Raw genomic sequence first — 23,826 nt, 5'->3', positions numbered from 1 at the left:
GGCTGCCATGTTACGTACAATCAACTTCATGGGCGTTCGCAACTTCGCGTTCGGCGTCACCGTGTTGCTTACCGTCATCGCCTTGTTCAGTGTCGCCACCAAGGGCATGAACTGGGGTCTGGACTTCACCGGCGGTACGCTCATCGAGCTGACCTACGAGCGTCCGGCCGATGTCACCAAGGTGCGCGAGCAACTGGCGACTTCCGGTTATCACGAAGCTGTGGTGCAGAACTTCGGCGCCACTACTGACTTGCTGGTGCGCATGCCGGGTGAAGACCCGCAGCTGGGCCATCAGGTCGCAGACGCATTGCAGAAAGTCGGCGGCGACAACCCGGCGACGGTCAAGCGTGTCGAGTTCGTCGGCCCGCAGGTTGGTGAAGAACTGCGCGACCAGGGCGGCCTCGGCATGCTGCTGGCGCTCGGCGGCATCCTGATCTACCTGGCGTTCCGCTTTCAGTGGAAGTTTGCGGTCGGCGCGATTGTGTCGCTGATCCACGACGTGATCGTGACCGTGGGTATCCTCTCGTACTTCCAGATCACCTTCGATCTGACAGTATTGGCGGCGGTGCTGGCGATCATCGGTTACTCGCTGAACGACACCATCGTGGTTTTCGACCGGGTACGTGAGAACTTCCGTGTGCTGCGTAAGGCGACGCTGATCGAGAACATCAACATCTCGACCACCCAGACCCTGCTGCGCACCATGGCGACGTCGATCTCCACTCTGCTGGCGATCGCGGCGCTGCTGTTCTTCGGTGGCGACAACCTGTTCGGCTTCTCCATCGCGCTGTTCATCGGTGTACTGGCGGGTACCTACTCGTCGATCTACATCGCCAACGTGGTGCTGATCTGGCTGAACCTGACCACCGAGGATCTGATTCCTCCGGCCAACACCGACAAGGAAGTCGACGACCGTCCATAACGGTCAGCGATTTCCCGGCTGTCAGCCAACAAAAGGCGCGAGTTGAACTCGCGCCTTTTTTTGTGCTCCAAGGCTGGGAGAAGCGCGGGCGCGTCCCGCATGTGATGGTCAGGAGGTTCATGTGAACAAGTCGTTGCTGGTTGGTGCGGTATTGGGTGCTGTCGGTGTCACAGCCGGGGGTGCTGTTGCCACCTACAGCCTGGTTAAAAGCGGCCCTGAGTATGCGCAAGTATTAGCCGTTGAGCCGGTCAAGACACAGATCAAGACTCCACGTGAAGTATGCAAGGATGTAACCGTGACCCGGCAGGCGCCGGTCAAGGATCAACACCAGATTCTCGGCACGGCGATCGGTGCCGTAGCCGGTGGTCTGTTGGGTAATCAGGTGGGCGGCGGTACCGGCAAGAAGATTGCCACCGTGGCCGGTGCAGTTGGCGGCGGTTATGCCGGTAACAAGGTGCAGGAAGGTATGCAGAACCGCGACACCTACACCACCACGCAAACCCGTTGCAACACGGTCAATGACATCAGCGACAAGGTCGTCGGCTACGACGTGCGTTACTCGCTCGATGGCAAGGAAGGCAAAGTGCGGATGGATCGCGATCCGGGCAACCAGATTCCGGTCGACAAGGAAGGCAAGCTGATCCTGTCGCAGAATGAGCCGGCTCAGTAAGGCTCCACAGTTGTGAAAAGAAGCACCCTGCGGGGTGCTTTTTTTGTGCTCGCGATTTCTTCAGTCAACCGATCTCCTGTTGATTCACCTGATTAGTGTAGGAGCTGCCGAAGGCTGCGATCTTTTGACTTTGTTTTTTTGATAGCAAGATCAAAAGATCGCAGCCTTCGGCAGCTCCTACAGGGAACGGTGTTGAATCGCAGGGATAAAAAAAGCACCCCGAAGGGTGCTTTTTGGTTTCGCGGAAAGCTTAGCGCTTCAGCGAAGCCGGCAGGTGCGGCTGGATCGCCGTCAGCACTGCCTTGAAGCATTTGGTGTTGCCGGCAACGATGTGGCCTTTTTCCAGGAAGTCGTGGCCGCCGGTGAAGTCGCTCACCAGACCGCCGGCTTCTTGAATCAGCAGGGCGCCTGCAGCCATGTCCCACTCGGACAGGCCCGACTCCCAGAACGCATCGAAACGACCGGCAGCCACGTAAGCCAGGTCCAGGCTCGCCGAACCGGCGCGGCGGATGCCGGCAGTCTGGCCAACCAGGGCGCGGAACATGCCCAGGTAGTTGTCGAGGTTGTCCATCTGATCGTCACGGAACGGGAAGCCTGTGCCGAGCAGGGCGCCGTCGAGGCTGGTGCGACCACTGACGCGCAGACGACGACCGTTCAGTTGAGCGCCGCGACCACGGCTGGCGGTGAATTCTTCCTGGCGAACCGGGTCCAGAACCACTGCGTGCTCCAGGCGGCCACGATATTTGCAGGCAATGCTCACTGCAAAGTGCGGAATGCCACGGAGGAAGTTGGTGGTGCCGTCCAGCGGATCGATGATCCACAGGTACTCTTCGCCTTCGATGCCGGTGCCAGCGTGCAGGCCGGTTTCTTCACCCTGAATCGAGTGATTCGGGTAAGCCTTGCGCAGGGCATCGATGATTTTCTGTTCAGCGGCGCGATCGACCTCGGATACATAATCCTTGGCGTCTTTTTCGTCGACCTTGATGGTATCCAGGCGCTCGATGGAGCGGAAGATCAGTTCACTGGCGCTGCGGGCGGCGCGCAGCGCGATATTCAGCATGGGCTGCATGGATGTGTCACCTAAGGTTGTTAAAGAAAGCCGCGCATTCTATCAGAACTTTTCTTCAGGTGAAGGACGCTGTTCGCTTTCATAGCTTAACGGTAGGCTGTTCTGTAAGATTTGCCCCCCTTTCCTGTGTCCGAGAGCGCCTCCCTTGCTGCAGAACATTCGTGTCGTCCTGGTCAACACCAGCCACCCCGGCAACATCGGCGGGGCCGCGCGCGCCATGAAAAACATGGGTCTGTCGCGACTGGTGCTGGTCGATCCGCGGGTCTTCCCGCACCACGAGGCCGATGCCCGCGCCTCTGGTGCCGGTGACATCCTTGAAAACGCGCAAGTCGTCGCCACGTTGGAAGATGCTCTGGTCGGCTGCAATCTGGTGCTCGGCACCAGCGCCCGCGACCGGCGTATTCCCTGGCCGCTGCTGGATCCGCGCGAGTGCGGCAACAAAGTGGTCGAGGAAGCCGGGCAGGGCGCCGAGATTGCTTTGGTGTTCGGCCGTGAAGATTCCGGCCTGACCAACGAAGAGCTGCAGCGATGTCACTTTCACGTACACATCCCTTCCGACCCGACGTTCAGTTCGCTGAACCTCGGGGCGGCGGTGCAGGTGTTGAGTTATGAAGTGCGCATGGCCTGGCTGGCCGCACAGGGTCAGCCGAGCAAGGTCGAGAAAGAAGAAGTGGCCTCGGTGAAAAGCGCCGAGCTGGCGACCATGGATGAGCTGGAGCGATTCTATGAGCACCTGGAGCAGACGCTGGTCGCCATCGAATTCCTCGATCCGGAAAAGCCACGGCACTTGATGGCGCGCCTGCGCCGGTTGTACGGACGCAGCTCGGTCAGCCGGGCGGAAATGAATATTTTGCGTGGCATCCTCACGGAAACCCAGAAAGCGGCCCGTGGCGAGCTTCTAAAGCGGAAGGATTGAATGATGTTTGAGCGTTTGCGTGAAGATATCCAGAGCGTATTCCATCGAGACCCGGCGGCGCGTAACGCTTTTGAAGTCCTGACCTGCTACCCCGGCATGCATGCGATCTGGATTCATCGTCTGGCCGGCATGCTCTGGCGCAACGAGTTGAAGTGGCTGGCGCGACTGGTGTCGAACTTCGGTCGCTGGCTGACCGGGATCGAGATTCATCCGGGCGCCAAGGTCGGTCGGCGTTTCTTCATCGACCACGGCATGGGCATCGTCATTGGTGAAACCGCCGAGATCGGCGACGACGTGACTATCTATCAAGGTGTGACCCTCGGCGGCACCAGCTGGAACAAAGGCAAGCGCCACCCGACGCTGGGTGATGGCGTGGTGGTCGGCGCTGGCGCCAAGGTGCTTGGCCCGTTCACTGTGGGTGCCGGCGCCAAAGTCGGTTCCAATGCTGTGGTCACCAAAGAAGTGCCGCCGGGCGCCACGGTGGTGGGGATTCCGGGGCGGATCATCGTCAAGACCGATGAAGAGCAGGACGCCAAGCGCAAAGCCATGGCGGAAAAGATCGGTTTCGACGCCTACGGTGTCAGCGAAGACATGCCTGACCCGGTGGCTCGCGCCATCGGCCAGTTGCTCGATCATCTGCAAGCAGTGGACGGGCGCCTGGAAGGCATGTGCGGCGCGCTGAAGGATCTGGGCAGCAATTACTGTGCGAAAGATCTGCCTGAACTGCGTGAAGAAGACTTCGCCTGCGTCAAGGGCAAGGACGAATCGAAAGCCGGCTGAACCGCGCGCTGCTTTTCGCGAGCAGGCTCGCTCCCACAAGAGCAATGCATTCCAATGTGGGAGCGAGCCTGCTCGCGAAGAACGATCACGCGGTTCCGCTGGCTGTCCGCAGCCCGTCTTTGCTATAGTGCGCGCGCTCTTTTGCGGGTAAACCCGACTAAAGCACTAGGTCTTATAGTTGACTTAAATGCTCGGGAATTGCATACTCCCGCCCATTCCGAACTCCGTGGTAACTGTCCATGCGACTGACTACAAAAGGCCGATACGCCGTGACCGCCATGCTTGACCTGGCGTTGCACGCGCAGCACGGGCCGGTGTCTCTGGCCGATATCTCCGAGCGCCAAGGCATCTCCCTGTCCTACCTCGAGCAGCTGTTTGCCAAGCTGCGCCGCAGCAACCTGGTTTCCAGCGTTCGCGGTCCGGGTGGTGGCTACCAGTTGTCCCGCGACATGCAGGGCATCCAGGTCGCCCAGGTGATCGATGCGGTGAACGAATCGGTCGATGCCACCAAGTGCCAGGGCCAGGGCGATTGCCATTCCGGTGATACCTGCCTGACCCATCATCTGTGGTGCGACTTGAGCCTGCAGATTCACGAATTTCTGAGCGGTATCAGCTTGGCCGACCTTGTCACTCGCCGTGAGGTACAAGAAGTGGCCCAGCGTCAGGACCAGCGCCGTTGCAGCAGCAAGGCGCCACGCCTGGACAAGATTGAAGCGTCCGCCGTCGAATGACAGCCGAAGAGCTACCCGCGGCACGCCAGCCCTGATTTAGGAGATAGTCCATGAAATTGCCGATTTACCTTGATTACTCTGCAACCACCCCGGTTGATCCGCGCGTTGCGCAGAAAATGAGTGAATGCCTGCTGGTCGACGGAAACTTCGGTAACCCGGCGTCCCGCTCCCACGTGTTCGGCTGGAAGGCTGAAGAGTCCGTCGAAAACGCCCGTCGTCAGGTGGCCGATCTGGTCAACGCCGACCCGCGCGAAATCGTCTGGACCTCCGGTGCCACCGAATCCGACAACCTGGCGATCAAGGGCGCGGCACATTTCTACGCCTCCAAAGGCAAGCACCTGATCACCAGCAAGATCGAGCACAAGGCTGTCCTCGACACCATGCGCCAGCTGGAGCGTGAAGGTTTCGAAGTGACCTACCTCGAGCCGACCGAAGACGGTCTGATCACTCCGGCAATGATTGACGCCGCACTGCGCGAAGACACCATTCTGGTGTCGGTGATGCACGTCAACAACGAAATCGGCACCATCAACGACATCGCTGCAATCGGCGAGATGCTGCGCGCCAAAGGCGTGCTGTTCCATGTCGACGCGGCTCAGTCCACCGGCAAGGTCGAAATCGATCTGCAGAAGCTGAAAGTCGACATGATGTCGTTCTCCGCCCACAAGACTTATGGCCCTAAAGGCATCGGCGCGCTGTACGTCAGCCGCAAGCCGCGTGTGCGCATCGAAGCGACCATGCACGGCGGCGGTCACGAGCGCGGCATGCGTTCCGGCACCCTGGCGACCCACCAGATCGTCGGCATGGGCGAAGCGTTCCGCGTAGCCAAGGAAGACATGGCCGCTGAAAACGTGCGCATCAAAGCCTTGAGCGATCGCTTCTACAAGCAGGTCGAGCACCTGGAAGAGCTGTACGTCAACGGCAGCCTGACCGCCCGCGTTCCGCACAACCTGAACCTGAGCTTCAACTACGTTGAAGGCGAGTCGCTGATCATGGCGCTCAAGGATCTGGCGGTATCGTCCGGTTCGGCCTGCACCTCGGCGTCGCTGGAGCCTTCGTACGTACTGCGCGCCCTGGGCCGCAACGACGAACTGGCACACAGCTCGATCCGCTTTACCTTCGGCCGTTTCACCACCGAAGAAGAAATCGACTACGCCGCGCAGAAAGTCTGCGAGGCCGTTACCAAGCTGCGCGCTCTGTCGCCGCTGTGGGACATGTACAAAGACGGCGTCGATATCTCGAAAATCGAGTGGGCGGCACACTAACTATAGAAGCCGCCGGATACAGATCCTGTAGCGACGCGGCGTTAACGCAGCGCAGTTGCAGGGTCTCAAGAGCGGCCCTGATGAGTGAGGATTGAGAATCATGGCTTACAGCGAAAAGGTCATCGACCACTACGAAAACCCGCGCAACGTCGGCAAGATGAACGCGGAAGATCCTGATGTCGGCACCGGCATGGTCGGCGCTCCGGCGTGCGGCGACGTGATGCGTCTGCAGATCAAGGTCAACGATCAGGGCGTTATCGAAGACGCCAAGTTCAAGACCTACGGTTGCGGTTCGGCCATTGCATCCAGCTCCCTCGCCACCGAGTGGATGAAGGGCAAGACGCTGGACGAAGCCGAAACCATCAAGAACACTCAGCTGGCCGAAGAACTGGCCCTGCCGCCAGTGAAAATCCACTGCTCCGTGCTCGCTGAAGACGCTATCAAAGCGGCTGTCCGCGATTACAAGCAGAAGAAAGGCTTGATCTGAATTTCAAGATTCGGCGACGAGTAAGGAGTCAACGATGGCTATCAGCATGACAGAAGCGGCTGCTCGACACGTGCGGCGCTCCCTCGATGGGCGCGGCAAAGGTGAAGGGATTCGTCTGGGTGTTCGCACCACGGGCTGTTCCGGCCTTGCCTACGTGCTGGAGTTTGTCGACGAGGTAGTGGCGGAGGATCAGGTGTTCGAGAGTCACGGCGAAAAAGTGATCATCGACCCGAAAAGCCTGGCCTACCTGGACGGCACCGAGCTCGACTTCGTCAAGGAAGGGTTGAACGAAGGCTTCAAGTTCAACAACCCCAACGTGCGCGGTGAATGTGGCTGCGGCGAAAGCTTCAACATCTGAGGCTGGTCGTGGGTATTCCTTGTCATTTCGCTTTATTCGAGCTGCAACCGAGCTTCCGCCTGGACCTCGAGCAGTTGGCCACGCGCTACCGTGAGTTGGCGCGCGGCGTCCATCCTGACCGCTTTGCCGACGCTTCCGAGCGCGAGCAGCGCTCGGCACTCGAGCAATCGGCGCGGCTCAACGACGCCTACCAGACGCTCAAGAGCCCGGCCCAGCGCGCACGCTACCTGCTGAAAATCAGCGGGCATGAAGTGCCGATGGAAGTCACCGTCCACGATCCCGAGTTTCTTCTGCAGCAGATGCAATGGCGCGAAGAGCTCGAAGATCTGCAGGACAGCGCCGACCTCGACGGTGTCGCGGTATTCAAGCGTCGTTTGAAGGCGGCTCAGGAACAGCTCAACGAAAGCTTCGCAGCCTGTTGGGATGATGCAGCGCAACGTGAACAGGCCGAACGCCTGATGCGGCGCATGCAGTTCCTCGACAAGCTCACCTACGAAGTGCGCCAGCTGGAAGAGCGCCTCGACGATTAACCCAGTGCTGCCCTGATTGCACGCTGACAGACAGACAAGACCTGATCACCATGGCTCTACTGCAGATCGCCGAACCCGGCCAAAGTCCTCAACCGCACCAGCGCCGTCTGGCTGTGGGCATCGACTTGGGTACTACCAATTCGCTGGTCGCTGCGCTGCGCAGTGGTCTTTCCGAACCGCTGGCCGACGCCAACGGGCAGGTCATCCTGCCGTCCGCCGTGCGTTATCACGCCGACCGCGTCGAAGTCGGTGAGTCCGCCAAGCTGGCGGCATCCTCCGATCCTCTTAACACCGTGCTTTCGGTCAAGCGCTTGATGGGTCGTGGTCTGTCCGACGTCAAGCAATTGGGCGAGCAACTGCCGTACCGCTTTGTCGGCGGCGAATCGCACATGCCGTTCATCGACACCGTGCAAGGCCCGAAAAGCCCGGTTGAAGTTTCCGCGGATATCCTCAAGGTCCTGCGTCAGCGCGCTGAAGCGACCTTGGGTGGCGAACTGGTTGGCGCGGTAATCACCGTTCCTGCCTACTTCGACGATGCGCAGCGTCAGGCCACCAAAGATGCGGCCAAACTCGCCGGTCTGAACGTGTTGCGTCTGCTCAACGAACCGACCGCTGCCGCTGTAGCTTACGGTCTGGATCAGCACGCCGAAGGCCTGGTTGCAATTTATGACCTTGGTGGCGGTACCTTCGATATTTCCATTCTGCGTCTGACTGGCGGCGTCTTTGAAGTTCTGGCCACTGGCGGCGACAGCGCGCTGGGCGGCGATGACTTCGATCACGCGATTGCCGGCTGGATCATTGAGAGCGCTGGCCTGTCCGCGGATCTCGACCCGGGCGCACAACGCAATCTGCTGCAAACCGCTTGCGCGGCCAAAGAGGCTTTGACCGATGCGGCCAGTGTGGAAGTGGCTTACGGCGACTGGAAAGCGCAACTGACCCGCGAAGCCTTCGATGCGCTGATCGAGCCAATGGTCGCGCGCAGTCTGAAAGCCTGCCGCCGCGCGGTTCGCGATTCCGGTATCGAGCTGGAAGACGTCCACGCCGTGGTTATGGTCGGCGGTTCGACCCGCGTACCGCGCGTGCGTGAAGCCGTTGCCGAAGCCTTCGGTCGTCAGCCATTGACGGAAATCGACCCGGATCAAGTGGTGGCCATTGGGGCCGCGATCCAGGCCGACACCCTGGCTGGCAACAAGCGCGATGGCGGCGAACTGCTGCTGCTCGACGTGATTCCGCTGTCCCTGGGGCTGGAAACCATGGGCGGGCTGATGGAGAAGGTGATTCCGCGCAACACCACCATCCCCGTCGCGCGCGCTCAGGATTTCACCACCTATAAAGACGGCCAGTCGGCCATGGCGATCCACGTGTTGCAGGGTGAGCGCGAGCTGATCAGCGACTGCCGCTCTCTGGCGCGTTTCGAATTGCGCGGCATTCCGGCGATGGTGGCCGGTGCGGCGAAAATTCGCGTGACCTTCCAGGTCGACGCCGACGGTCTGCTCAGCGTGTCTGCTCGTGAATTGGGCTCGGGCGTTGAGGCGAGCATTCAGGTCAAACCTTCCTATGGTCTGACCGATGGCGAAATCGCCAAGATGCTCAAGGATTCGTTCCAGCACGCCAATGACGACAAGGTCGCCCGTGTTCTGCGTGAGCAGCAAGTCGATGCCCAGCGCCTGCTCGAAGCGGTGCAGGGCGCGCTGGAGGCCGATGGCGAGCGTCTGCTCGACGCCGAAGAGCGCATGGTCATCGAACTGCAAATGCAGGAACTGGCCGAACTGATGAAAGGTACCGATGGCTACGCCATCGAGCAGCAGACCAAGCGTCTGTCGCAAGTGACCGATGCTTTTGCTGCCCGCCGCATGGATCTGACGGTGAAAGCCGCTCTGTCGGGGCGCAACCTGAATGAAATCGAGGATATCTGATGCCGCAGGTCATTTTTCTGCCCCACGAGAAGTTCTGCCCTGAAGGCATGGTGGTCGAGGCTGCGCCCGGCACATCGATTCTCGAACTGGCCCACGAACACCATATCGAGATGGAAAGCGCGTGCGGCGGCGTCTGCGCCTGCACCACGTGCCACTGCATCATCCGCGAGGGTTTTGACTCGCTGGAAGAGGCTGACGAGCTGGAAGAGGATTTCCTTGATCGTGCCTGGGGCCTTGAGGCGCAATCGCGTCTGGCTTGCCAGGCCATCGTCGGTGAGGAAGACCTCACCGTCGAGATTCCGAAATATTCGCTTAACCATGCGGCCGAAGCGCCGCACTGACTGGTAAGACTGTCATGAGCTACGGTTGGAATGATGTTCAACGCATTGCCGAAGAGCTGGCCGAGGCCCACGAGGGGCTCGATCCATACTCTGTAGGTTTTGTCCGTCTGCAGCAGATGATCCTTGAGCTGCCTGACTTCGATGCTACTTCTGGCCGGGTCGGCGAGAAGGTGCTTGAAGCGGTTCAGGAGCTTTGGGCCGCAGAATTGGACTGATCGTCTCGCAGGTTAGGCAATACCCAAGAACCCGCGTATAATTCGCGGGTTTAATTTTTCGCAAATTACCGTTTCTGGAGTTACACCATGGCTGTTCAACGTACTTTCTCCATCATCAAGCCTGACGCCGTTGCTAAAAACGTGATCGGCAAGATCACCACTCGCTTCGAAGACGCTGGCCTGCGCGTTGTAGCTTCGAAACTGAAGCAACTGTCCAAAGCCGAAGCCGAAGGCTTCTACGCTGAGCACAGCGAGCGCGGTTTCTTCGGCGACCTGGTTGCTTTCATGACTTCCGGTCCGGTTGTCGTTCAGGTTCTGGAAGGTGAAAACGCTATCGCTCGCAACCGTGAGCTGATGGGCGCTACCAACCCTAAAGAAGCTGCTCCAGGCACCATCCGTGCTGACTTCGCTGAATCGATCGACGCCAACGCCGTTCACGGTTCGGACTCCGAAGCTGCTGCCGCTCGCGAAATCGCTTACTTCTTCGCAGCTACTGAAGTAACCACTCGCTAAGCATTGCTTGCAGAGTGAAGGTGAATCCATGACTACATCGACTGTTAAAACAAACCTGCTGGGTCTGACCCAGCCGGAAATGGAAAAATTCTTCGACTCAATCGGGGAGAAGCGTTTCCGTGCCGGTCAGGTAATGAAATGGATTCACCACTTTGGCGTCGATGATTTCGACGCCATGACGAACGTCAGCAAAGCCTTGCGCGACAAGCTCAAGGCCATTGCTGAAGTGCGTGGTCCGGAAGTGGTCAGCGAGGACATCTCCAGCGACGGCACCCGTAAATGGGTGGTGCGCGTGGCGTCCGGCAGCTGCGTCGAGACCGTGTACATTCCCCAGGGCAAACGCGGCACCTTGTGCGTTTCGTCCCAGGCAGGCTGTGCCCTGGATTGCAGTTTCTGCTCCACCGGCAAGCAAGGCTTCAACAGCAACCTCACCGCCGCCGAAGTCATCGGTCAGGTGTGGATTGCCAACAAATCTTTCGGCAGCGTCCCGGCCACCGTCGACCGCGCCATCACCAACGTGGTGATGATGGGCATGGGCGAGCCGTTGCTGAACTTCGACAACGTCGTCGCCGCCATGCATCTGATGATGGATGACCTCGGCTACGGGATCTCCAAGCGCCGCGTGACCCTGTCCACCTCGGGTGTGGTGCCGATGATCGATGAGCTGGCCAAGCACATCGACGTATCCCTGGCGTTGTCCCTGCACGCACCGAATGACGCATTGCGTAACCAATTGGTGCCGATCAACAAGAAATATCCGCTTAAGATGCTGCTCGAGTCGTGCCAGCGCTACATGTCCGCCCTTGGCGAGAAACGTGTGCTGACCATCGAGTACACCTTGCTCAAGGACGTCAACGACAAGCTTGAGCACGCAGTGGAAATGATCGAGCTGCTTAAAGACATCCCGTGCAAGATCAACCTGATCCCATTCAATCCGTTCCCGCACTCCGGGTACGAGCGGCCGAGCAACAATGCCATCCGCCGCTTCCAGGATCAGTTGCATCAGGCCGGTTTCAACGTCACCGTGCGCACCACCCGTGGTGAAGACATCGACGCCGCATGTGGTCAATTGGTAGGGCAGGTGCTGGATCGCACCCGTCGCAGCGAACGTTACATCGCCGTGCGCGAGTTGAGCGCCGACAGCGATCTGGCACAGAACGCCGCGAACACTAACTAAGAGAGGATCTCTATGTCCCTGCGCTTTGCGCTGCTGTTGCTGTTGGCCAGCCTTTGCGCTGGCTGTGTCCTGTCGGGTGACTACAACCCGATGAAGACCAGCAAGGGCCGCGATGAAGCGCGGGCTGCCTACGTGCAGCTGGGGCTGGGCTATCTGCAGCAGGGCATGACCGAGCGCGCCAAGGTGCCATTGAAGAAAGCGCTGGAGCTGGACGGTTCCGACCCCGACGCCAATGCGGCCCTCGGTCTGGTGTTTCAGGCCGAGATGGAGCCGGCACTTGCCGACGAGCACTTTCGCAAGGCCCTGTCCTCACGTCCCGCCGATGCGCGCATCCTCAACAACTACGGCAGTTTTCTCTACGAAGAACAGCGCTACAAGGAAGCCTACGAGCGTTTTGAACAAGCGGCCGCCGATACCCTGTATCCTGAGCGCTCGCGGGTCTTCGAAAATCTCGGCATGACCGCCGCCAAGCTTGGCCAGCGTGATCTGGCCCAGCAACAGCTGGAAAAAGCCCTGCGCCTGAATCGCCAACAACCACGCGCATTGCTGGAAATGGCTGAGTTGTCCTTCGAAGACAGGCATTATGTGCCCGCGCGTGACTATTACGACCGTTTCAGCCAGCTCACCGAACAAAATGCACGTAGTCTATTGCTCGGCGTTCGACTGGCAAAAGTGTTTGAAGATCGCGACAAGGCAGCCAGTTACGGTCTGCAATTAAAACGACTCTATCCCGGTACGCCGGAATATCAGCAATACCTGTCGGAGCAATGATGAAAGCGGCGCATCCCGAAGTTGTAGCAGCGAATCGCGTAAATCCCGGTGAGACCCTGCGCCAGGCCCGCGAAAGCAATGGCTGGTCGCTGGCCGAAGTGGCCCTCAAGCTCAACCTCACCGTGACGTCCCTGAGCAATCTTGAAGCCGGCGCTTTCGACAAGCTGCCGGGGCATACCTTTGCTCGCGGTTACATTCGCGCCTATGCCAAATTGCTCGGCATGGACCAGACCGTTCTGGTTCAGCAATTCGACCAGTCCACCGGCACCGATTCCCAGGGCAGCAACGTTCACGCCCTCGGTCGTATCGAAGAGCCGGTGCGCGTTTCCCACACCATTTTGCGTATCGTCAGCCTGTTGCTGCTGATCGCGGTCATCGGCGGCGGTTTCGTCTGGTGGCAGGATCAGACCTCCCAGCGCACCCGCGATCTGACCAGCCTGGCGCCGGAACACGTCGAAGTCGAAGGCGCGGACGGCACCACGCAGATCCACCCGATCGACGAGCCGGAAGATCAGGCTGTCGCCGAAAATCAGGCCGACAGTTCGACAACGCTGGCCTTGCCGCAGTCGGAAACCAGTGCTGAATCGACCGGCGCCGAATCTGCTGCGCCAGCTACCGAGCCAGCTGCCCCGGCAGTTGCGCCAAGCGCACCGGCACAGACGCCTGCGCCAGTGGTGGCGGCTCCGGCCACTCCAGCGCCGAATGTCCCAGCGACACCTGCCCCGTCCGCGCCGGTTGCTCAAGCGCCAAGCGCTGAAGCAGCTGCGCCTGTTGCCGGCGAAGGCCAGGTGCAGTTGCAGTTCACCGGCGATTGCTGGGCACAGGTGACCGATGGCCGTGGCAAAGTGATTTTCAGCGGCCTGAAGCATAAAGGCGACAGCGTGAGTGTTTCCGGCAAGCCGCCGCTCGCCGTACGTCTGGGCGTTGCCCGCGCGGCACAGGTCAGCTACAACGGCCAACCGGTCGATATCGCTCCGTTCACCAGTGGCGAGACTGCTCGCCTGAAGTTGGGTCAATAAGTCATGCACGGCGAATCTCCAATCAAACGTCGCGAATCGCGCAAGATCTGGGTCGGCAACGTACCGGTGGGCGGCGACGCGCCGATCGCTGTGCAGAGCATGACCAACAGCGACACCAATGACGTCGCCGCGACCGTGGCGCAGATCAATCGTCTGGAAGCCGCCGGCGTCGACATCGTTCGCGTCTCGGTGCCGGACATGGACGCCGCCGAGGCGTTCGGCAAGATCAAGCAACTGGTCAAAGTGCCGTTGGTGGCCGATATCCACTTCGACTACAAAATCGCCTTGCGCGTGGCCGAACTGGGTGTGGATTGCCTGCGCATCAACCCGGGCAACATCGGTCGCGAAGACCGCGTGCGTGCCGTGGTCGATGCGGCGCGTGATCGCGGCATTCCGATCCGCATCGGCGTCAACGCCGGTTCCCTGGAAAAAGACCTGCAAAAGAAATACGGCGAGCCGACCCCGGCGGCGCTGGTCGAATCCGCGCTGCGCCACGTTGAACACCTCGAACGCCTGAATTTCCAGGACTTCAAGGTCAGCGTGAAAGCCTCCGACGTGTTCATGGCCGTCGAAGCCTACCGCCTGCTGGCGAAAGAAATCGTTCAGCCGCTGCACTTGGGCATCACCGAAGCCGGCGGTTTGCGCTCGGGCACGGTGAAATCCGCCGTGGGCCTAGGTATGCTGCTCGCCGAAGGGATTGGCGATACTATCCGCATCTCGCTGGCGGCCGACCCGGTCGAGGAAGTGAAGGTCGGTTACGACATTCTCAAGTCCTTGCATCTGCGTTCCCGTGGCATCAACTTCATCGCCTGCCCGAGCTGCTCGCGGCAGAACTTCGATGTGGTCAAGACCATGAACGAGCTGGAAGGGCGCCTTGAAGACCTGCTGGTGCCGCTGGATGTCGCGGTCATCGGTTGCGTGGTCAACGGCCCCGGCGAAGCCAAGGAAGCCCATATCGGCTTGACCGGCGGCACGCCAAACCTGATTTACATCGACGGCAAGCCGTCGCAGAAGCTGACGAATGACAATCTGGTGGACGAGCTGGAAAAGCTGATCCGCCAGAAAGCGGCCGAAAAGGTCGAAGCTGACGCTGCCGTTATCGCGCGCGGCTGATCGAACGAATTAAGGAAATTTTGTGAGCAAGTCTCTGCAAGCCATTCGTGGCATGAACGACATCCTGCCCGAACAGACCCCGCTGTGGCGTTATTTCGAAGGCACTGTGGCGCGTCTGCTGGATAACTACGGTTACAAGCAGATCCGCATGCCGATCGTCGAGTTCACCGAGCTGTTCAAGCGCTCGATCGGCGAAGTCACCGATATCGTCGAAAAAGAGATGTACACCTTCGAAGACCGCAACGGTGATTCCCTGACCCTGCGTCCGGAAGGCACTGCGGCCTGCGTGCGCGCCGTGCTCGAACACGGCATCACCGGCGGTGGTCAGGTGCAGAAACTCTGGTACATCGGCCCGATGTTCCGCCACGAGCGTCCGCAGAAAGGCCGTTATCGCCAGTTCCACCAGATCGGTCTGGAGGTGTTCAACCTCGATGGCCCGGACATCGACGCCGAGCTGATCATCATGACCTGGCGCCTGTGGGGCGAGCTGGGCATTCGTGATGCGGTCAAGCTCGAACTCAACAGCCTCGGCACCAGCGAATCCCGTGGTCGCTATCGTGAAGCGCTGGTCGAGTACCTCTCGGCGCACCACGACAAGCTCGATGAAGACAGCCAGCGTCGCCTGAAAACCAACCCGCTGCGCGTGCTCGACACGAAAAATGCCGACACCCAGGCCGTGCTGGTCGATGCGCCGAAAATGGCCGATTACCTGGACGACGAGTCCCGCGCTCACTTCGAAGGCCTGAAGGCGCGTCTGGATGCCGTCGGCATTCCTTACGTGCTCAACCCGAAACTGGTGCGTGGCCTCGATTACTACAGCAAAACCGTTTTCGAATGGGTCACCGACAAGCTCGGCGCCCAGGGCACCGTGTGCGCGGGCGGCCGTTACGACGGTCTGGTCGAGCAGATGGGCGGCAAGCCAACCCCGGGCGTCGGTTTCGCCATGGGCATCGAGCGTCTGGTGTTGATGCTCGAAACCCTTGAGCAGATTCCGCAGGAAATTTCCCGTCAGGTCGACGTCTACCTCTGCGCCTTCGGTGAAGAAGCCGAGCTGGCCGGTCTGGCCCTGGCCGAACGGGTTCGCGATGAACTTCCAAACCTGCGCCTGCAAGTCAATGCCGGCGCCGGCAGTTTCAAAAGCCAGTTCAAGAAGGCCGACAAGAGCGGTGCGCTGTACGCATTGATCCTCGGTGACGACGAAATGGCCCAGCAAGTGGTAGGTTTCAAACCCCTGCGTGGCCAGGGCGAACAACAAAGCATTGCCTGGGATGCGCTCGCCGCTCACCTGGCCACCTGCGTCGTGCAGGGTTGAAGCTGTCTTAACAGCCGATTTAGCGATTAAGGAGTATTGGGGTGTCGAGTACCGAAGACGAACAGTTGGCGGATTTGAAGGACTGGTGGACACGCAACGGCAAACCTCTGGTCACCGGCGGCCTGTTGGCGCTGGTCATCGTGTTCGGCTGGCAGGCCTGGCACAAGTACCAGAGCAACCAGTCGCAAGGCGCTTCGGTGCTCTATCAGCAATTGCTGGAAACCACGCTGACGCCTGACGGCAAGCCTGATGCCGCCCGCGTTGCGGATCTGGCCGGCAAGCTCAACAGCGAGTACGGCGGTTCTGCCTATGCGCAATACGGCAGCCTGTTCGTCGCCAAAGTGGCGGTCGACAGCGGCAAGCTGGACGACGCGGCAGCCGAACTCAAAGCCATCGTCGACAAACCGGCGAACCCGGCGCTGGGCGAAATCGCCCGTCAGCGTTTGGCGCAGGTACTGGGCGCGCAGGACAAGGCCGAAGACGCCCTGAAACTGCTCGACGGCGATGCCGACAAAGCGTTCCTGGCCACTCGCGAAGAACTCAAGGGCGACCTGCTGGTGCGCTTGGGCCGTACCGATGACGCGAACAAGGCGTATCAAAAAGCCAAGGCGGCACTGTCGGATGAAGCGGCGGTCGGTGGCCTTCAAATCAAGCTCGACGACCTGGCCAAAGGGGATGCGTGACGTGATCCGTTGGAAGCATGCAGCATTGCTGGCTCTGGCCCTTCTGGCCGCGGGTTGCAGCAGCAACAGCAAGAAAGAATTGCCACCGGCCGAACTGACCGACTTCAAAGAAGAAGTCGTTCTGCAGAAGCAGTGGAGCCGCTCGATCGGTGACGGTCAGGGCGAAACCTACAACATGCTGGTGCCGGCGATCGACGGTGACACCATCTACGCCGCCGATGTGACCGGTGTGGTGATGGCGCTGGATCGCAGCAACGGCGACGTGAAGTGGGACCAGGATCTGGAACTGCCTGTCTCCGGCGCCGTCGGCGTGGGGTATGGTCTGGTACTGATCGGTACGCTGCGTGGCGAAGTCGTCGCTCTGGACACCAGCAACGGTGAAGAGAAGTGGCGTGCCCGCGTCAACAGTGAAGTGCTCGCGCCGCCGGCCAACAATGGCGACGTGGTGGTGGTGCAGACCCAGGACGATCGTCTGATCGGTCTGGACGCTGCCACCGGCAACCAGCGCTGGGTGTATGACAGCACCCCGGCGGTCCTGACCCTGCGTGGCACCAGTGCTCCGCTGGTGACCAACCGCCTGGCGGTAGCTGGCCTGTCGACCGGTAAAGTGGTCGCGCTGGACATCTCCAACGGCGTGCCGGTGTGGGAACAACGCATCGCCATTCCACAGGGTCGTTCGGAACTGGAGCGCGTGGTCGACATCGACGGCGGTCTGCTGCTGTCGGGCGGCACGCTGTACGTGGCCAGCTATCAGGGTCGCGTTGCGGCACTGGACCTGGAAAGCGGTCGTCAACTGTGGCAGCGCGACGCGTCGAGCTACGCGGGTATCGCTCAGGGTTTCGGCAGCGTCTATGTGAGCCTGTCCTCGGGCACCGTTGAAGGCGTCGACGAGCGTTCGACCACCGCACTGTGGAGTAACGATTCGCTGGCTCGCCGTCAATTGTCGGCACCGGAAGTGTTCTCCAGCTACGTAGCTGTGGGTGACCTGGAAGGTTATCTGCATCTGCTGAGTCAGGTCGACGGTCGTTTCGTCGGCCGTGAGCGCATCGACAGCGACGGCCTGCGTGCCCGTCCGCTTGTGGTGGGCGACACGATTTATGTGTATGGCAACAGCGGCAAACTGGAAGCCCTGACCATCAAGTAACAACTATGCTTGGGGTTCATCCCCAAGCGGCCCTGCATCAGCAGGGTTTGCAGCGCCCCCGGGTGTTGCCCCGAGCACCAGCCGCTGCCTCGCAGCGGCTTTTGTATTTTCTGAAATAACGAAGTGGAGAGCCGCATGGTTCCCGTAATCGCCCTGGTGGGCCGACCGAACGTCGGCAAGTCCACCTTGTTCAACCGCCTGACCAGGACTCGTGACGCCATCGTCGGCGACCTGTCCGGTCTGACCCGTGATCGCCAGTACGGTGAGGCCAAGTGGCAAGGGCGTTCCTACATTCTGATCGACACCGGCGGTATCTCCGGTGACGAACATGGTATGGACGAAAAAATGGCCGAGCAGTCGCTGCTGGCCATCGAAGAAGCCGATGTGGTGCTGTTTCTGGTAGATGCCAAGGCCGGTTTTACCGCTGCCGACCAGATGATCGCCGAGCATTTGCGCAAACGTAACAAGCGTTCCCACGTGGTCGCCAACAAGGTCGACAACATCGACCCGGAAATGGCCCGCGCCGAATTCGCCCCGCTGGGCATGGGCCACGCGATCCCGATCGCCGGCGCCCACGGCCGTGGCATCACGCAACTGCTGGAAGCCGCTCTGAGCGAATTCCCGCGCGATGATGACGAGCCGGCTGAAGGCGAAGAGGAAGAAGTCGTTGCCGAAGGCGAGGAAGCCAAGCGCATTCCTGGTCCGAGCGAAAAAGACGGGATCAAGATCGCCATCATCGGTCGTCCGAACGTCGGCAAGTCGACCCTGGTCAACCGCATGCTTGGTGAAGACCGGGTCATCGTGTACGACCAGCCGGGCACCACCCGCGACAGCATCTACATTCCGTTCGAGCGCAATGAAGAGAAGTACACGCTGATCGACACCGCCGGTGTGCGCAAGCGCGGCAAGATCCACGAAGAAGTCGAAAAGTTCTCCGTGGTCAAAACCCTGCAGGCGATCAAAGACGCCAACGTGGTGATCTTCGTGATGGACGCCCGCGAGGGTGTGGTCGATCACGACCTGAACCTGCTGGGCTTCGCGATCGAATCCGGTCGTGCGCTGGTCATCGCGATCAACAAGTGGGATGGCATGACGCCGAGCGAGCGCGACTTCGTGAAAGTCGAGCTGCAACGTCGGCTGTTCTTCGTCGACTACGCCGACATTCACTTCATCTCGGCGTTGCACGGCACGGGCGTGGGCAACCTCTACGCTTCGGTGCAGAACTCGTTCAAGTCCGCTGTTACCCGCTGGCCGACCAACCGTCTGACCCAGATTCTCGAAGATGCGGTGGGCGAGCACGCGCCGCCGATGGTCAACAACCGCCGGATCAAGCTGCGTTACGCTCACCTCGGTGGTGCGAACCCGCCGATCATCGTGATCCACGGTAACCAGATCGAGAAAGTGCCGAAGTCGTACGTGCGCTATCTGGAGAACACTTACCGTCGTGTACTCAAGCTGGTCGGTACGCCGATCCGCATCGAGTTCAAGGGCGGCGAGAACCCGTACGAAGGCAACAAGAACACGCTGACCGACCGCCAGGTCAACAAGAAGCGTCGCTTGATGTCGCACAACAAGAAAGCCAGCAAGAAGCGCCGCGACAAGAAATAAAACAGCAGCTTCAAGTTGCAAGCTGCAAGCTTCAAGTAAAAGCAGTAGAAGCAAAGAGGGCTCCGTATGGAGCCCTTTTTTGTGGGCGAGGGTTTTTGCTTGCAGCTTGCAGCTTGACGCTTGAAACTTGCGTTTCACCTGCAAGGGGCTTCCGATGATCACCAGCAAGCTGCCGAATGTCGGCATCACTATTTTCACGCAGATGTCTCAGCTCGCGGCGCAGACCGGCGCGATCAACCTGTCCCAGGGTTTCCCGGATTTCGACGGCCCGCAGTCGTTGCGTGATGCGGTCGGGCGGCATATCGCCAGTGGCCATAACCAGTATTCGCCGATGACCGGTTTGCCGGCGTTGCGTCAGCAGATCGCGGCCAAGATCGCGCGCAGCTATGGCGTGACAGTCGATGCCGATCATGAAGTGACGGTAACGCCCGGTGCGACTCAGGCAATCTTCTGCGCGATTCAGGCAGTGATTCACAGCGGCGATGAAGTCATCGTGTTCGATCCGTGCTACGACAGCTACGCACCGGCGACGGAGTTGGCGGGCGGTCGTTGCGTGCATGTGCAGCTGAATCCGGACGATTTCTCCATCGATTTCGATCAACTCGCAGCGGCCCTCAGTCCGCGGACGAAAATGATCGTCATCAACACCCCGCACAACCCCAGCGGCGCATTGATCAGCCGCGACGAGCTCGATCAACTGGCGGCGTTGATCCGTGATCGCGACATCTATCTGATCAGCGACGAAGTCTACGAACACCTGGTCTTCGACGGCGTGCCGCATGTCAGCGTGCTGGCCCATGAAGAGCTGTATCAGCGCGCGTTCGTGATCAGTTCGTTCGGCAAGACGTACCACGTCACCGGCTGGAAAACCGGCTACGTCGTCGCCCCGCCAGCGCTGACGGCCGAGCTGCGCAAGGTGCATCAGTACGTCAGTTTCTGTGGCGTCACGCCGCTGCAATACGCGCTGGCCGATTACATGGCCGAGCACCCGGAACACGTTGAAGAGCTGCCGGGTTTCTATCAGGCCAAGCGCGATCTGTTCTGCGATCTGCTTGCGCCATCGCGCTTCAGCTTTACCCGAGTCACCGGCACCTATTTCCAGTTGGTCGATTATTCGCAGATCCGTCCGGATCTGAACGATGTCGACATGGCCATGTGGATGACTCGCGAGCACGGTGTCGCGAGCATTCCGGTGTCGGTGTTCTACCAGAATCCACCGCAAGGCCAGCGCCTGATACGCCTGTGCTTTGCCAAACGCGAGGAGACGCTGCGTGAAGCGGCGGCAAAACTATGCGTGATCTGAGTGCATTGCCAGACCTGACCCTGGCGCTGATCCAGACCAGCCTGGCCTGGCATGATCGCCGGGCCAACCTCGAGCATTTCGAGCTGTTGCTGGAACAGGCCCGTGGCGCCGATCTGATTATCCTGCCGGAGATGTTCACCACCGGTTTTTCCATGGAGTCGGAAACCCTCGCCGAGGCGGAAAACGGCCCGACCAGCAAATGGCTGCGGGCGCAGGCGGCCAAGTTCGATGCGGTCATCACTGGCAGCGTGATCATCCAGGCGGCTGACGGCAGCCATCGCAACCGCTTGCTGTGGGCGCGGCCGGACGGCGAAGTGCTGCATTACGACAAGCGTCACCTGTTTCGTATGGCCGGCGAGCACAACCATTACACGCCGGGCGAGCGTCAGGTGCAGTTCGAGCTCAAGGGCTGGCGGATTCGTCCGCTGATCTGCTACGACCTGCGTTTCCCGGTGTGGAGCCGCGACGCGCAGGACACCGATCTGCTGCTGTACACCGCCAACTGGCCGGGCGCACGGCGTCTGCACTGGAACCGCCTGCTGCCGGCACGAGCGATTGAAAATCTCTGCTACGTGGCAGCGGTAAATCGGGTGGGCAGCGATGGCAAAGGCTTCGCGTATACCGGCGACAGTCAGGTGCTGGATTTCCAGGGCGAGACGTTGCTGGCGGCGGGGGAGGCGGATGGCGTGTTCAAGGTGATTCTGGAAGCGGCGCCGTTGGCTGCATATCGCGAGCGCTTTCCGGCTAACCTGGATGCCGACACTTTCGAGTTCACCTGATACTCCCAGCGCCTGTCAGGACGCCTTCGCGAGCAGGGAAATGCATTCCAAATGTGGGAGCGAGCCTGCTCGCGAAGGGGCCATAAAAGTCAGCCAGAAACCTGTAGGCAAAAAAAGGCCCCGGAGCTCACACTCCGGGGCCTTTCGCATTTCAGCAGTCGGATTACGCCGCTTTCGCCTCTGGCTGGCTCAGCGAGCGGTTCAGCGCGCTGAACAATGCCTTGAAACTCGCCGTGGTGATGTTTTCATCGATACCCACGCCGTGCACTGCACGTTCACCGTTCACCCGCAATTCGATATAGGCCGCTGCTTTGGCATTGGTGCCCGCGCCGATCGCGTGTTCGTTGTAGTCCATGATTTCCACTGGAATCGGCAGGCCGGCGACCAGGGCTTCCAGCGCGCCGTTGCCCTTGCCGCGCCAGTGCAGGTTGGTTTCGCCCTGACCTTTGCTGGCCACTTCCACTTCGACGGCGCTGTTGCCGTTTTCTTCCTGCAGACGATGGCTGACCAGCGCGTACGGGGTGTTGGCCTGCAGGTATTCGCTGATCAACAGCGAGTGAATCTGCTTGGCGGTCATCTCCAGGCCCAGGCGATCGGTCTCACGCTGCACCACCTGGCTGAATTCGATCTGCATGCGCCGTGGCAGGCTAATGCCATATTCCTGCTCCAGCAGGTAAGCGATACCGCCCTTGCCCGACTGGCTGTTGACGCGGATCACCGCCTCGTAGCTGCGACCGATGTCGGCCGGGTCGATCGGCAGGTACGGCACTTCCCACAGGGTGTCCGGTTTCTGCTGGGCGAAGCCCTTGCGGATTGCGTCCTGGTGCGAGCCGGAGAACGCGGTGTGAACCAGGTCGCCAACGTACGGATGACGCGGGTGCACCTGGATCTGGTTGCACTCTTCGACGACCTTGCGCACGCCGTCGATGTCGGAGAAGTCCAGCTCAGGGTCGACGCCCTGGGTGTACATGTTCAGCGCGACGGTGACGAGGTCGACGTTGCCGGTGCGCTCGCCGTTGCCGAACAGGCAGCCTTCGACGCGATCGGCGCCGGCCATCAGGCCCAGCTCGGTGGCCGCGACGCCGGTGCCCCGGTCGTTGTGGGTGTGCAGGCTGATGATCACGCTGTCACGACGGTTGATGTTGCGACCAAACCATTCGATCTGGTCGGCGTAGACGTTCGGCGTCGCGCATTCAACCGTGGCCGGCAGGTTGAGAATCATCTTGTGCTCAGGCGTCGGGTTCCACACCTCGATCACGGCGTCGCAGACTTCCTTGGCGAATTCCAGCTCGGTAGCGCTGAAGGTTTCCGGCGAGTATTCGAAGGTCCACTCGGTCTCCGGCTGCATGGCCGCATATTTGACGAACAGCTTGGCAGCGTTGACGGCGATGGCCTTGATACCGTCCTTGTCCTGGTTGAAGACGATGCGACGGAAAGAAGGCGAGGTGGCGTTGTACAGGTGAACGATGGCTTTCTTCGCCCCGCGCAGGGATTCGAAGGTGCGCTCGATCAGGTCTTCACGGCCCTGGGTCAGTACCTGAATGGTGGTGTCGTCCGGGATGTGGCCTTCTTCGATCAGCGTACGCACGAAGTCGAAGTCGGTTTGCGACGCGGCCGGGAACGACGCTTCGATCTCCTTCACGCCGACCTGCACCAGGGTTTTCCAGAAGCGCAGCTTCTTCGCCGCGTCCATTGGCTCGATCAGCGACTGGTTGCCGTCACGCAGGTCGGAGCTGCACCAGATCGGCGCGGCGTCGATGGTCTTCGACGGCCAGGTACGATCCGGCAGGTTGATGACGGGAAACGCGCGGTATTTCGAAGACGGGTCTTTGAGCATGCTCATCGGGAAATTCCTTGTTGTCTGGGCCGAAAAGAGGCGGCCTGCCGGTTGAACGAATGTTCTTGGAAAAGCGTGGGACGAGGCGCAGCGATTCAGCCTGGCAGTCGTGCGCTGACGAGGCACAGGCTGCGGTGCTGGCGAAGCTGAATGAGGGTGTGAGAGGTTTTCATGGCTTCAACCCTAACCGCGAGGGGAAAGGATGGCAAGCAGTCGAAAAAAATTGAGAGGAATACCCGAAAAGCGGGATTTTGCAGGAATTTATTGCGCTTAAGGCGTTGGAAGTTGTTGATGTTTGCGTAAGGCTAGATTGGGGCGCAATTGAGTTTTTGGAGATTCATTGAGTATGGCAGTGTGTTATAGGCCG

General features: G+C 60.2%; 25 protein-coding genes. 23 read left to right on the top strand and 2 right to left on the bottom strand.

Features of this window, described 5'->3' with window-relative positions:
• The first annotated feature begins 7 nt into the window (after positions 1 to 7).
• The gene (gene secF / locus FEE99_RS26915; RefSeq protein WP_041479932.1) at positions 8 to 922 is read left to right on the top strand and encodes a protein translocase subunit SecF; all 915 of its coding nucleotides are present in this window, start codon (positions 8 to 10) and stop codon (positions 920 to 922) included.
• A 121-nt stretch (positions 923 to 1,043) separates the two neighbouring features.
• Positions 1,044 to 1,592 (top strand): glycine zipper 2TM domain-containing protein, encoded by a 549-nt coding sequence (locus FEE99_RS26910; RefSeq protein WP_041479931.1) that lies wholly within the window; start codon positions 1,044 to 1,046, stop codon positions 1,590 to 1,592.
• Positions 1,593 to 1,842: 250 nt separating this feature from the next.
• Here FEE99_RS26910 and suhB read toward each other — a convergent pair whose 3' ends face one another.
• Positions 1,843 to 2,661 (bottom strand): type III secretion system regulator SuhB, encoded by an 819-nt coding sequence (gene suhB / locus FEE99_RS26905; protein ID WP_016773320.1) that lies wholly within the window; start codon positions 2,659 to 2,661, stop codon positions 1,843 to 1,845.
• A 145-nt stretch (positions 2,662 to 2,806) separates the two neighbouring features.
• On the opposite strand from suhB, the gene trmJ reads away from it, so the two are divergent.
• The 21 genes from trmJ to FEE99_RS26800 all read left to right on the top strand — a co-directional run bounded on the left by trmJ (position 2,807) and on the right by FEE99_RS26800 (position 21,622).
• On the top strand, positions 2,807 to 3,577 hold the full coding sequence (trmJ, locus tag FEE99_RS26900) for a tRNA (cytosine(32)/uridine(32)-2'-O)-methyltransferase TrmJ (RefSeq protein ID WP_041479930.1): 771 nt from the start codon (positions 2,807 to 2,809) through the stop codon (positions 3,575 to 3,577).
• Between the two features lie 3 nt (positions 3,578 to 3,580).
• Positions 3,581 to 4,357, top strand: a complete 777-nt coding sequence (gene cysE / locus FEE99_RS26895; protein ID WP_024014221.1) for a serine O-acetyltransferase — start codon at positions 3,581 to 3,583, stop codon at positions 4,355 to 4,357.
• A gap of 239 nt (positions 4,358 to 4,596) precedes the next feature.
• Positions 4,597 to 5,088, top strand: coding sequence for a Fe-S cluster assembly transcriptional regulator IscR (gene iscR / locus FEE99_RS26890; RefSeq protein WP_016773323.1), 492 nt, complete (start codon positions 4,597 to 4,599; stop codon positions 5,086 to 5,088).
• A gap of 50 nt (positions 5,089 to 5,138) precedes the next feature.
• Positions 5,139 to 6,353 carry an IscS subfamily cysteine desulfurase gene (locus tag FEE99_RS26885; protein ID WP_016773324.1) on the top strand — a complete coding sequence of 405 codons (1,215 nt, stop codon included), beginning with the start codon at positions 5,139 to 5,141 and terminating at the stop codon, positions 6,351 to 6,353.
• Between the two features lie 100 nt (positions 6,354 to 6,453).
• Positions 6,454 to 6,840, top strand: a complete 387-nt coding sequence (gene iscU, locus FEE99_RS26880) for a Fe-S cluster assembly scaffold IscU (protein ID WP_003227907.1) — start codon at positions 6,454 to 6,456, stop codon at positions 6,838 to 6,840.
• Between the two features lie 34 nt (positions 6,841 to 6,874).
• Positions 6,875 to 7,198, top strand: coding sequence for an iron-sulfur cluster assembly protein IscA (iscA, locus tag FEE99_RS26875; protein ID WP_003227904.1), 324 nt, complete (start codon positions 6,875 to 6,877; stop codon positions 7,196 to 7,198).
• 8 nt (positions 7,199 to 7,206) lie between these two features.
• A complete protein-coding gene (hscB, locus tag FEE99_RS26870) occupies positions 7,207 to 7,728 on the top strand; it encodes a co-chaperone HscB (protein ID WP_016773325.1) in 522 nt (173 codons plus the stop codon).
• Between the two features lie 50 nt (positions 7,729 to 7,778).
• Positions 7,779 to 9,644 (top strand): Fe-S protein assembly chaperone HscA, encoded by a 1,866-nt coding sequence (gene hscA / locus FEE99_RS26865; RefSeq protein WP_039761433.1) that lies wholly within the window; start codon positions 7,779 to 7,781, stop codon positions 9,642 to 9,644.
• Positions 9,644 to 9,985 (top strand): ISC system 2Fe-2S type ferredoxin, encoded by a 342-nt coding sequence (gene fdx, locus FEE99_RS26860; protein ID WP_016773327.1) that lies wholly within the window; start codon positions 9,644 to 9,646, stop codon positions 9,983 to 9,985. The genes hscA and fdx overlap by 1 nt, the downstream gene beginning before the upstream one ends.
• Before the next feature lie 14 nt (positions 9,986 to 9,999).
• Positions 10,000 to 10,200, top strand: a complete 201-nt coding sequence (gene iscX, locus FEE99_RS26855; protein ID WP_016773328.1) for a Fe-S cluster assembly protein IscX — start codon at positions 10,000 to 10,002, stop codon at positions 10,198 to 10,200.
• 87 nt (positions 10,201 to 10,287) lie between these two features.
• Positions 10,288 to 10,713 carry a nucleoside-diphosphate kinase gene (ndk, locus tag FEE99_RS26850; protein WP_016773329.1) on the top strand — a complete coding sequence of 142 codons (426 nt, stop codon included), beginning with the start codon at positions 10,288 to 10,290 and terminating at the stop codon, positions 10,711 to 10,713.
• A gap of 28 nt (positions 10,714 to 10,741) precedes the next feature.
• Positions 10,742 to 11,890 carry a 23S rRNA (adenine(2503)-C(2))-methyltransferase RlmN gene (rlmN, locus tag FEE99_RS26845; protein ID WP_024014215.1) on the top strand — a complete coding sequence of 383 codons (1,149 nt, stop codon included), beginning with the start codon at positions 10,742 to 10,744 and terminating at the stop codon, positions 11,888 to 11,890.
• A gap of 12 nt (positions 11,891 to 11,902) precedes the next feature.
• Complete coding sequence (gene pilW / locus FEE99_RS26840) at positions 11,903 to 12,661, top strand: type IV pilus biogenesis/stability protein PilW (RefSeq protein ID WP_016773330.1); 759 nt, start codon at positions 11,903 to 11,905, stop codon at positions 12,659 to 12,661.
• Positions 12,661 to 13,680, top strand: coding sequence for a RodZ domain-containing protein (locus FEE99_RS26835; protein WP_041479929.1), 1,020 nt, complete (start codon positions 12,661 to 12,663; stop codon positions 13,678 to 13,680). Before pilW ends, FEE99_RS26835 begins: the two co-directional genes overlap by 1 nt.
• Positions 13,681 to 13,683: 3 nt before the next feature.
• Complete coding sequence (gene ispG / locus FEE99_RS26830) at positions 13,684 to 14,793, top strand: flavodoxin-dependent (E)-4-hydroxy-3-methylbut-2-enyl-diphosphate synthase (protein ID WP_016773332.1); 1,110 nt, start codon at positions 13,684 to 13,686, stop codon at positions 14,791 to 14,793.
• Between the two features lie 22 nt (positions 14,794 to 14,815).
• Positions 14,816 to 16,105, top strand: a complete 1,290-nt coding sequence (gene hisS / locus FEE99_RS26825; RefSeq protein ID WP_024014212.1) for a histidine--tRNA ligase — start codon at positions 14,816 to 14,818, stop codon at positions 16,103 to 16,105.
• Positions 16,106 to 16,146: 41 nt separating this feature from the next.
• Positions 16,147 to 16,788, top strand: a complete 642-nt coding sequence (locus tag FEE99_RS26820; protein ID WP_041479928.1) for a tetratricopeptide repeat protein — start codon at positions 16,147 to 16,149, stop codon at positions 16,786 to 16,788.
• Entirely contained in the window at positions 16,781 to 17,932 is a 1,152-nt protein-coding gene (gene bamB, locus FEE99_RS26815; protein ID WP_016773335.1) for an outer membrane protein assembly factor BamB, read from the top strand. The genes FEE99_RS26820 and bamB overlap by 8 nt, the downstream gene beginning before the upstream one ends.
• Positions 17,933 to 18,067: 135 nt before the next feature.
• Complete coding sequence (gene der / locus FEE99_RS26810) at positions 18,068 to 19,540, top strand: ribosome biogenesis GTPase Der (protein WP_024014210.1); 1,473 nt, start codon at positions 18,068 to 18,070, stop codon at positions 19,538 to 19,540.
• A 154-nt stretch (positions 19,541 to 19,694) separates the two neighbouring features.
• A complete protein-coding gene (locus tag FEE99_RS26805; protein ID WP_041479927.1) occupies positions 19,695 to 20,843 on the top strand; it encodes a pyridoxal phosphate-dependent aminotransferase in 1,149 nt (382 codons plus the stop codon).
• Positions 20,831 to 21,622 carry an amidohydrolase gene (locus tag FEE99_RS26800; protein ID WP_041479926.1) on the top strand — a complete coding sequence of 264 codons (792 nt, stop codon included), beginning with the start codon at positions 20,831 to 20,833 and terminating at the stop codon, positions 21,620 to 21,622. Before FEE99_RS26805 ends, FEE99_RS26800 begins: the two co-directional genes overlap by 13 nt.
• 163 nt (positions 21,623 to 21,785) lie before the next feature.
• Here the strand turns inward: FEE99_RS26800 and leuA are convergent, their stop codons facing one another.
• A complete protein-coding gene (gene leuA, locus FEE99_RS26795; RefSeq protein WP_016773339.1) occupies positions 21,786 to 23,465 on the bottom strand; it encodes a 2-isopropylmalate synthase in 1,680 nt (559 codons plus the stop codon).
• Positions 23,466 to 23,826 lie beyond the last annotated feature (361 nt).

The organism is Pseudomonas sp. ef1 (genome assembly GCF_007293365.2).
GTDB classification, from domain to species: Bacteria; Pseudomonadota; Gammaproteobacteria; order Pseudomonadales; family Pseudomonadaceae; genus Aquipseudomonas; species Aquipseudomonas siliginis.
The sequence above is the reverse complement of the archived record's forward strand: the minus strand, read 5'-3'. Positions and strand labels throughout refer to the sequence as shown.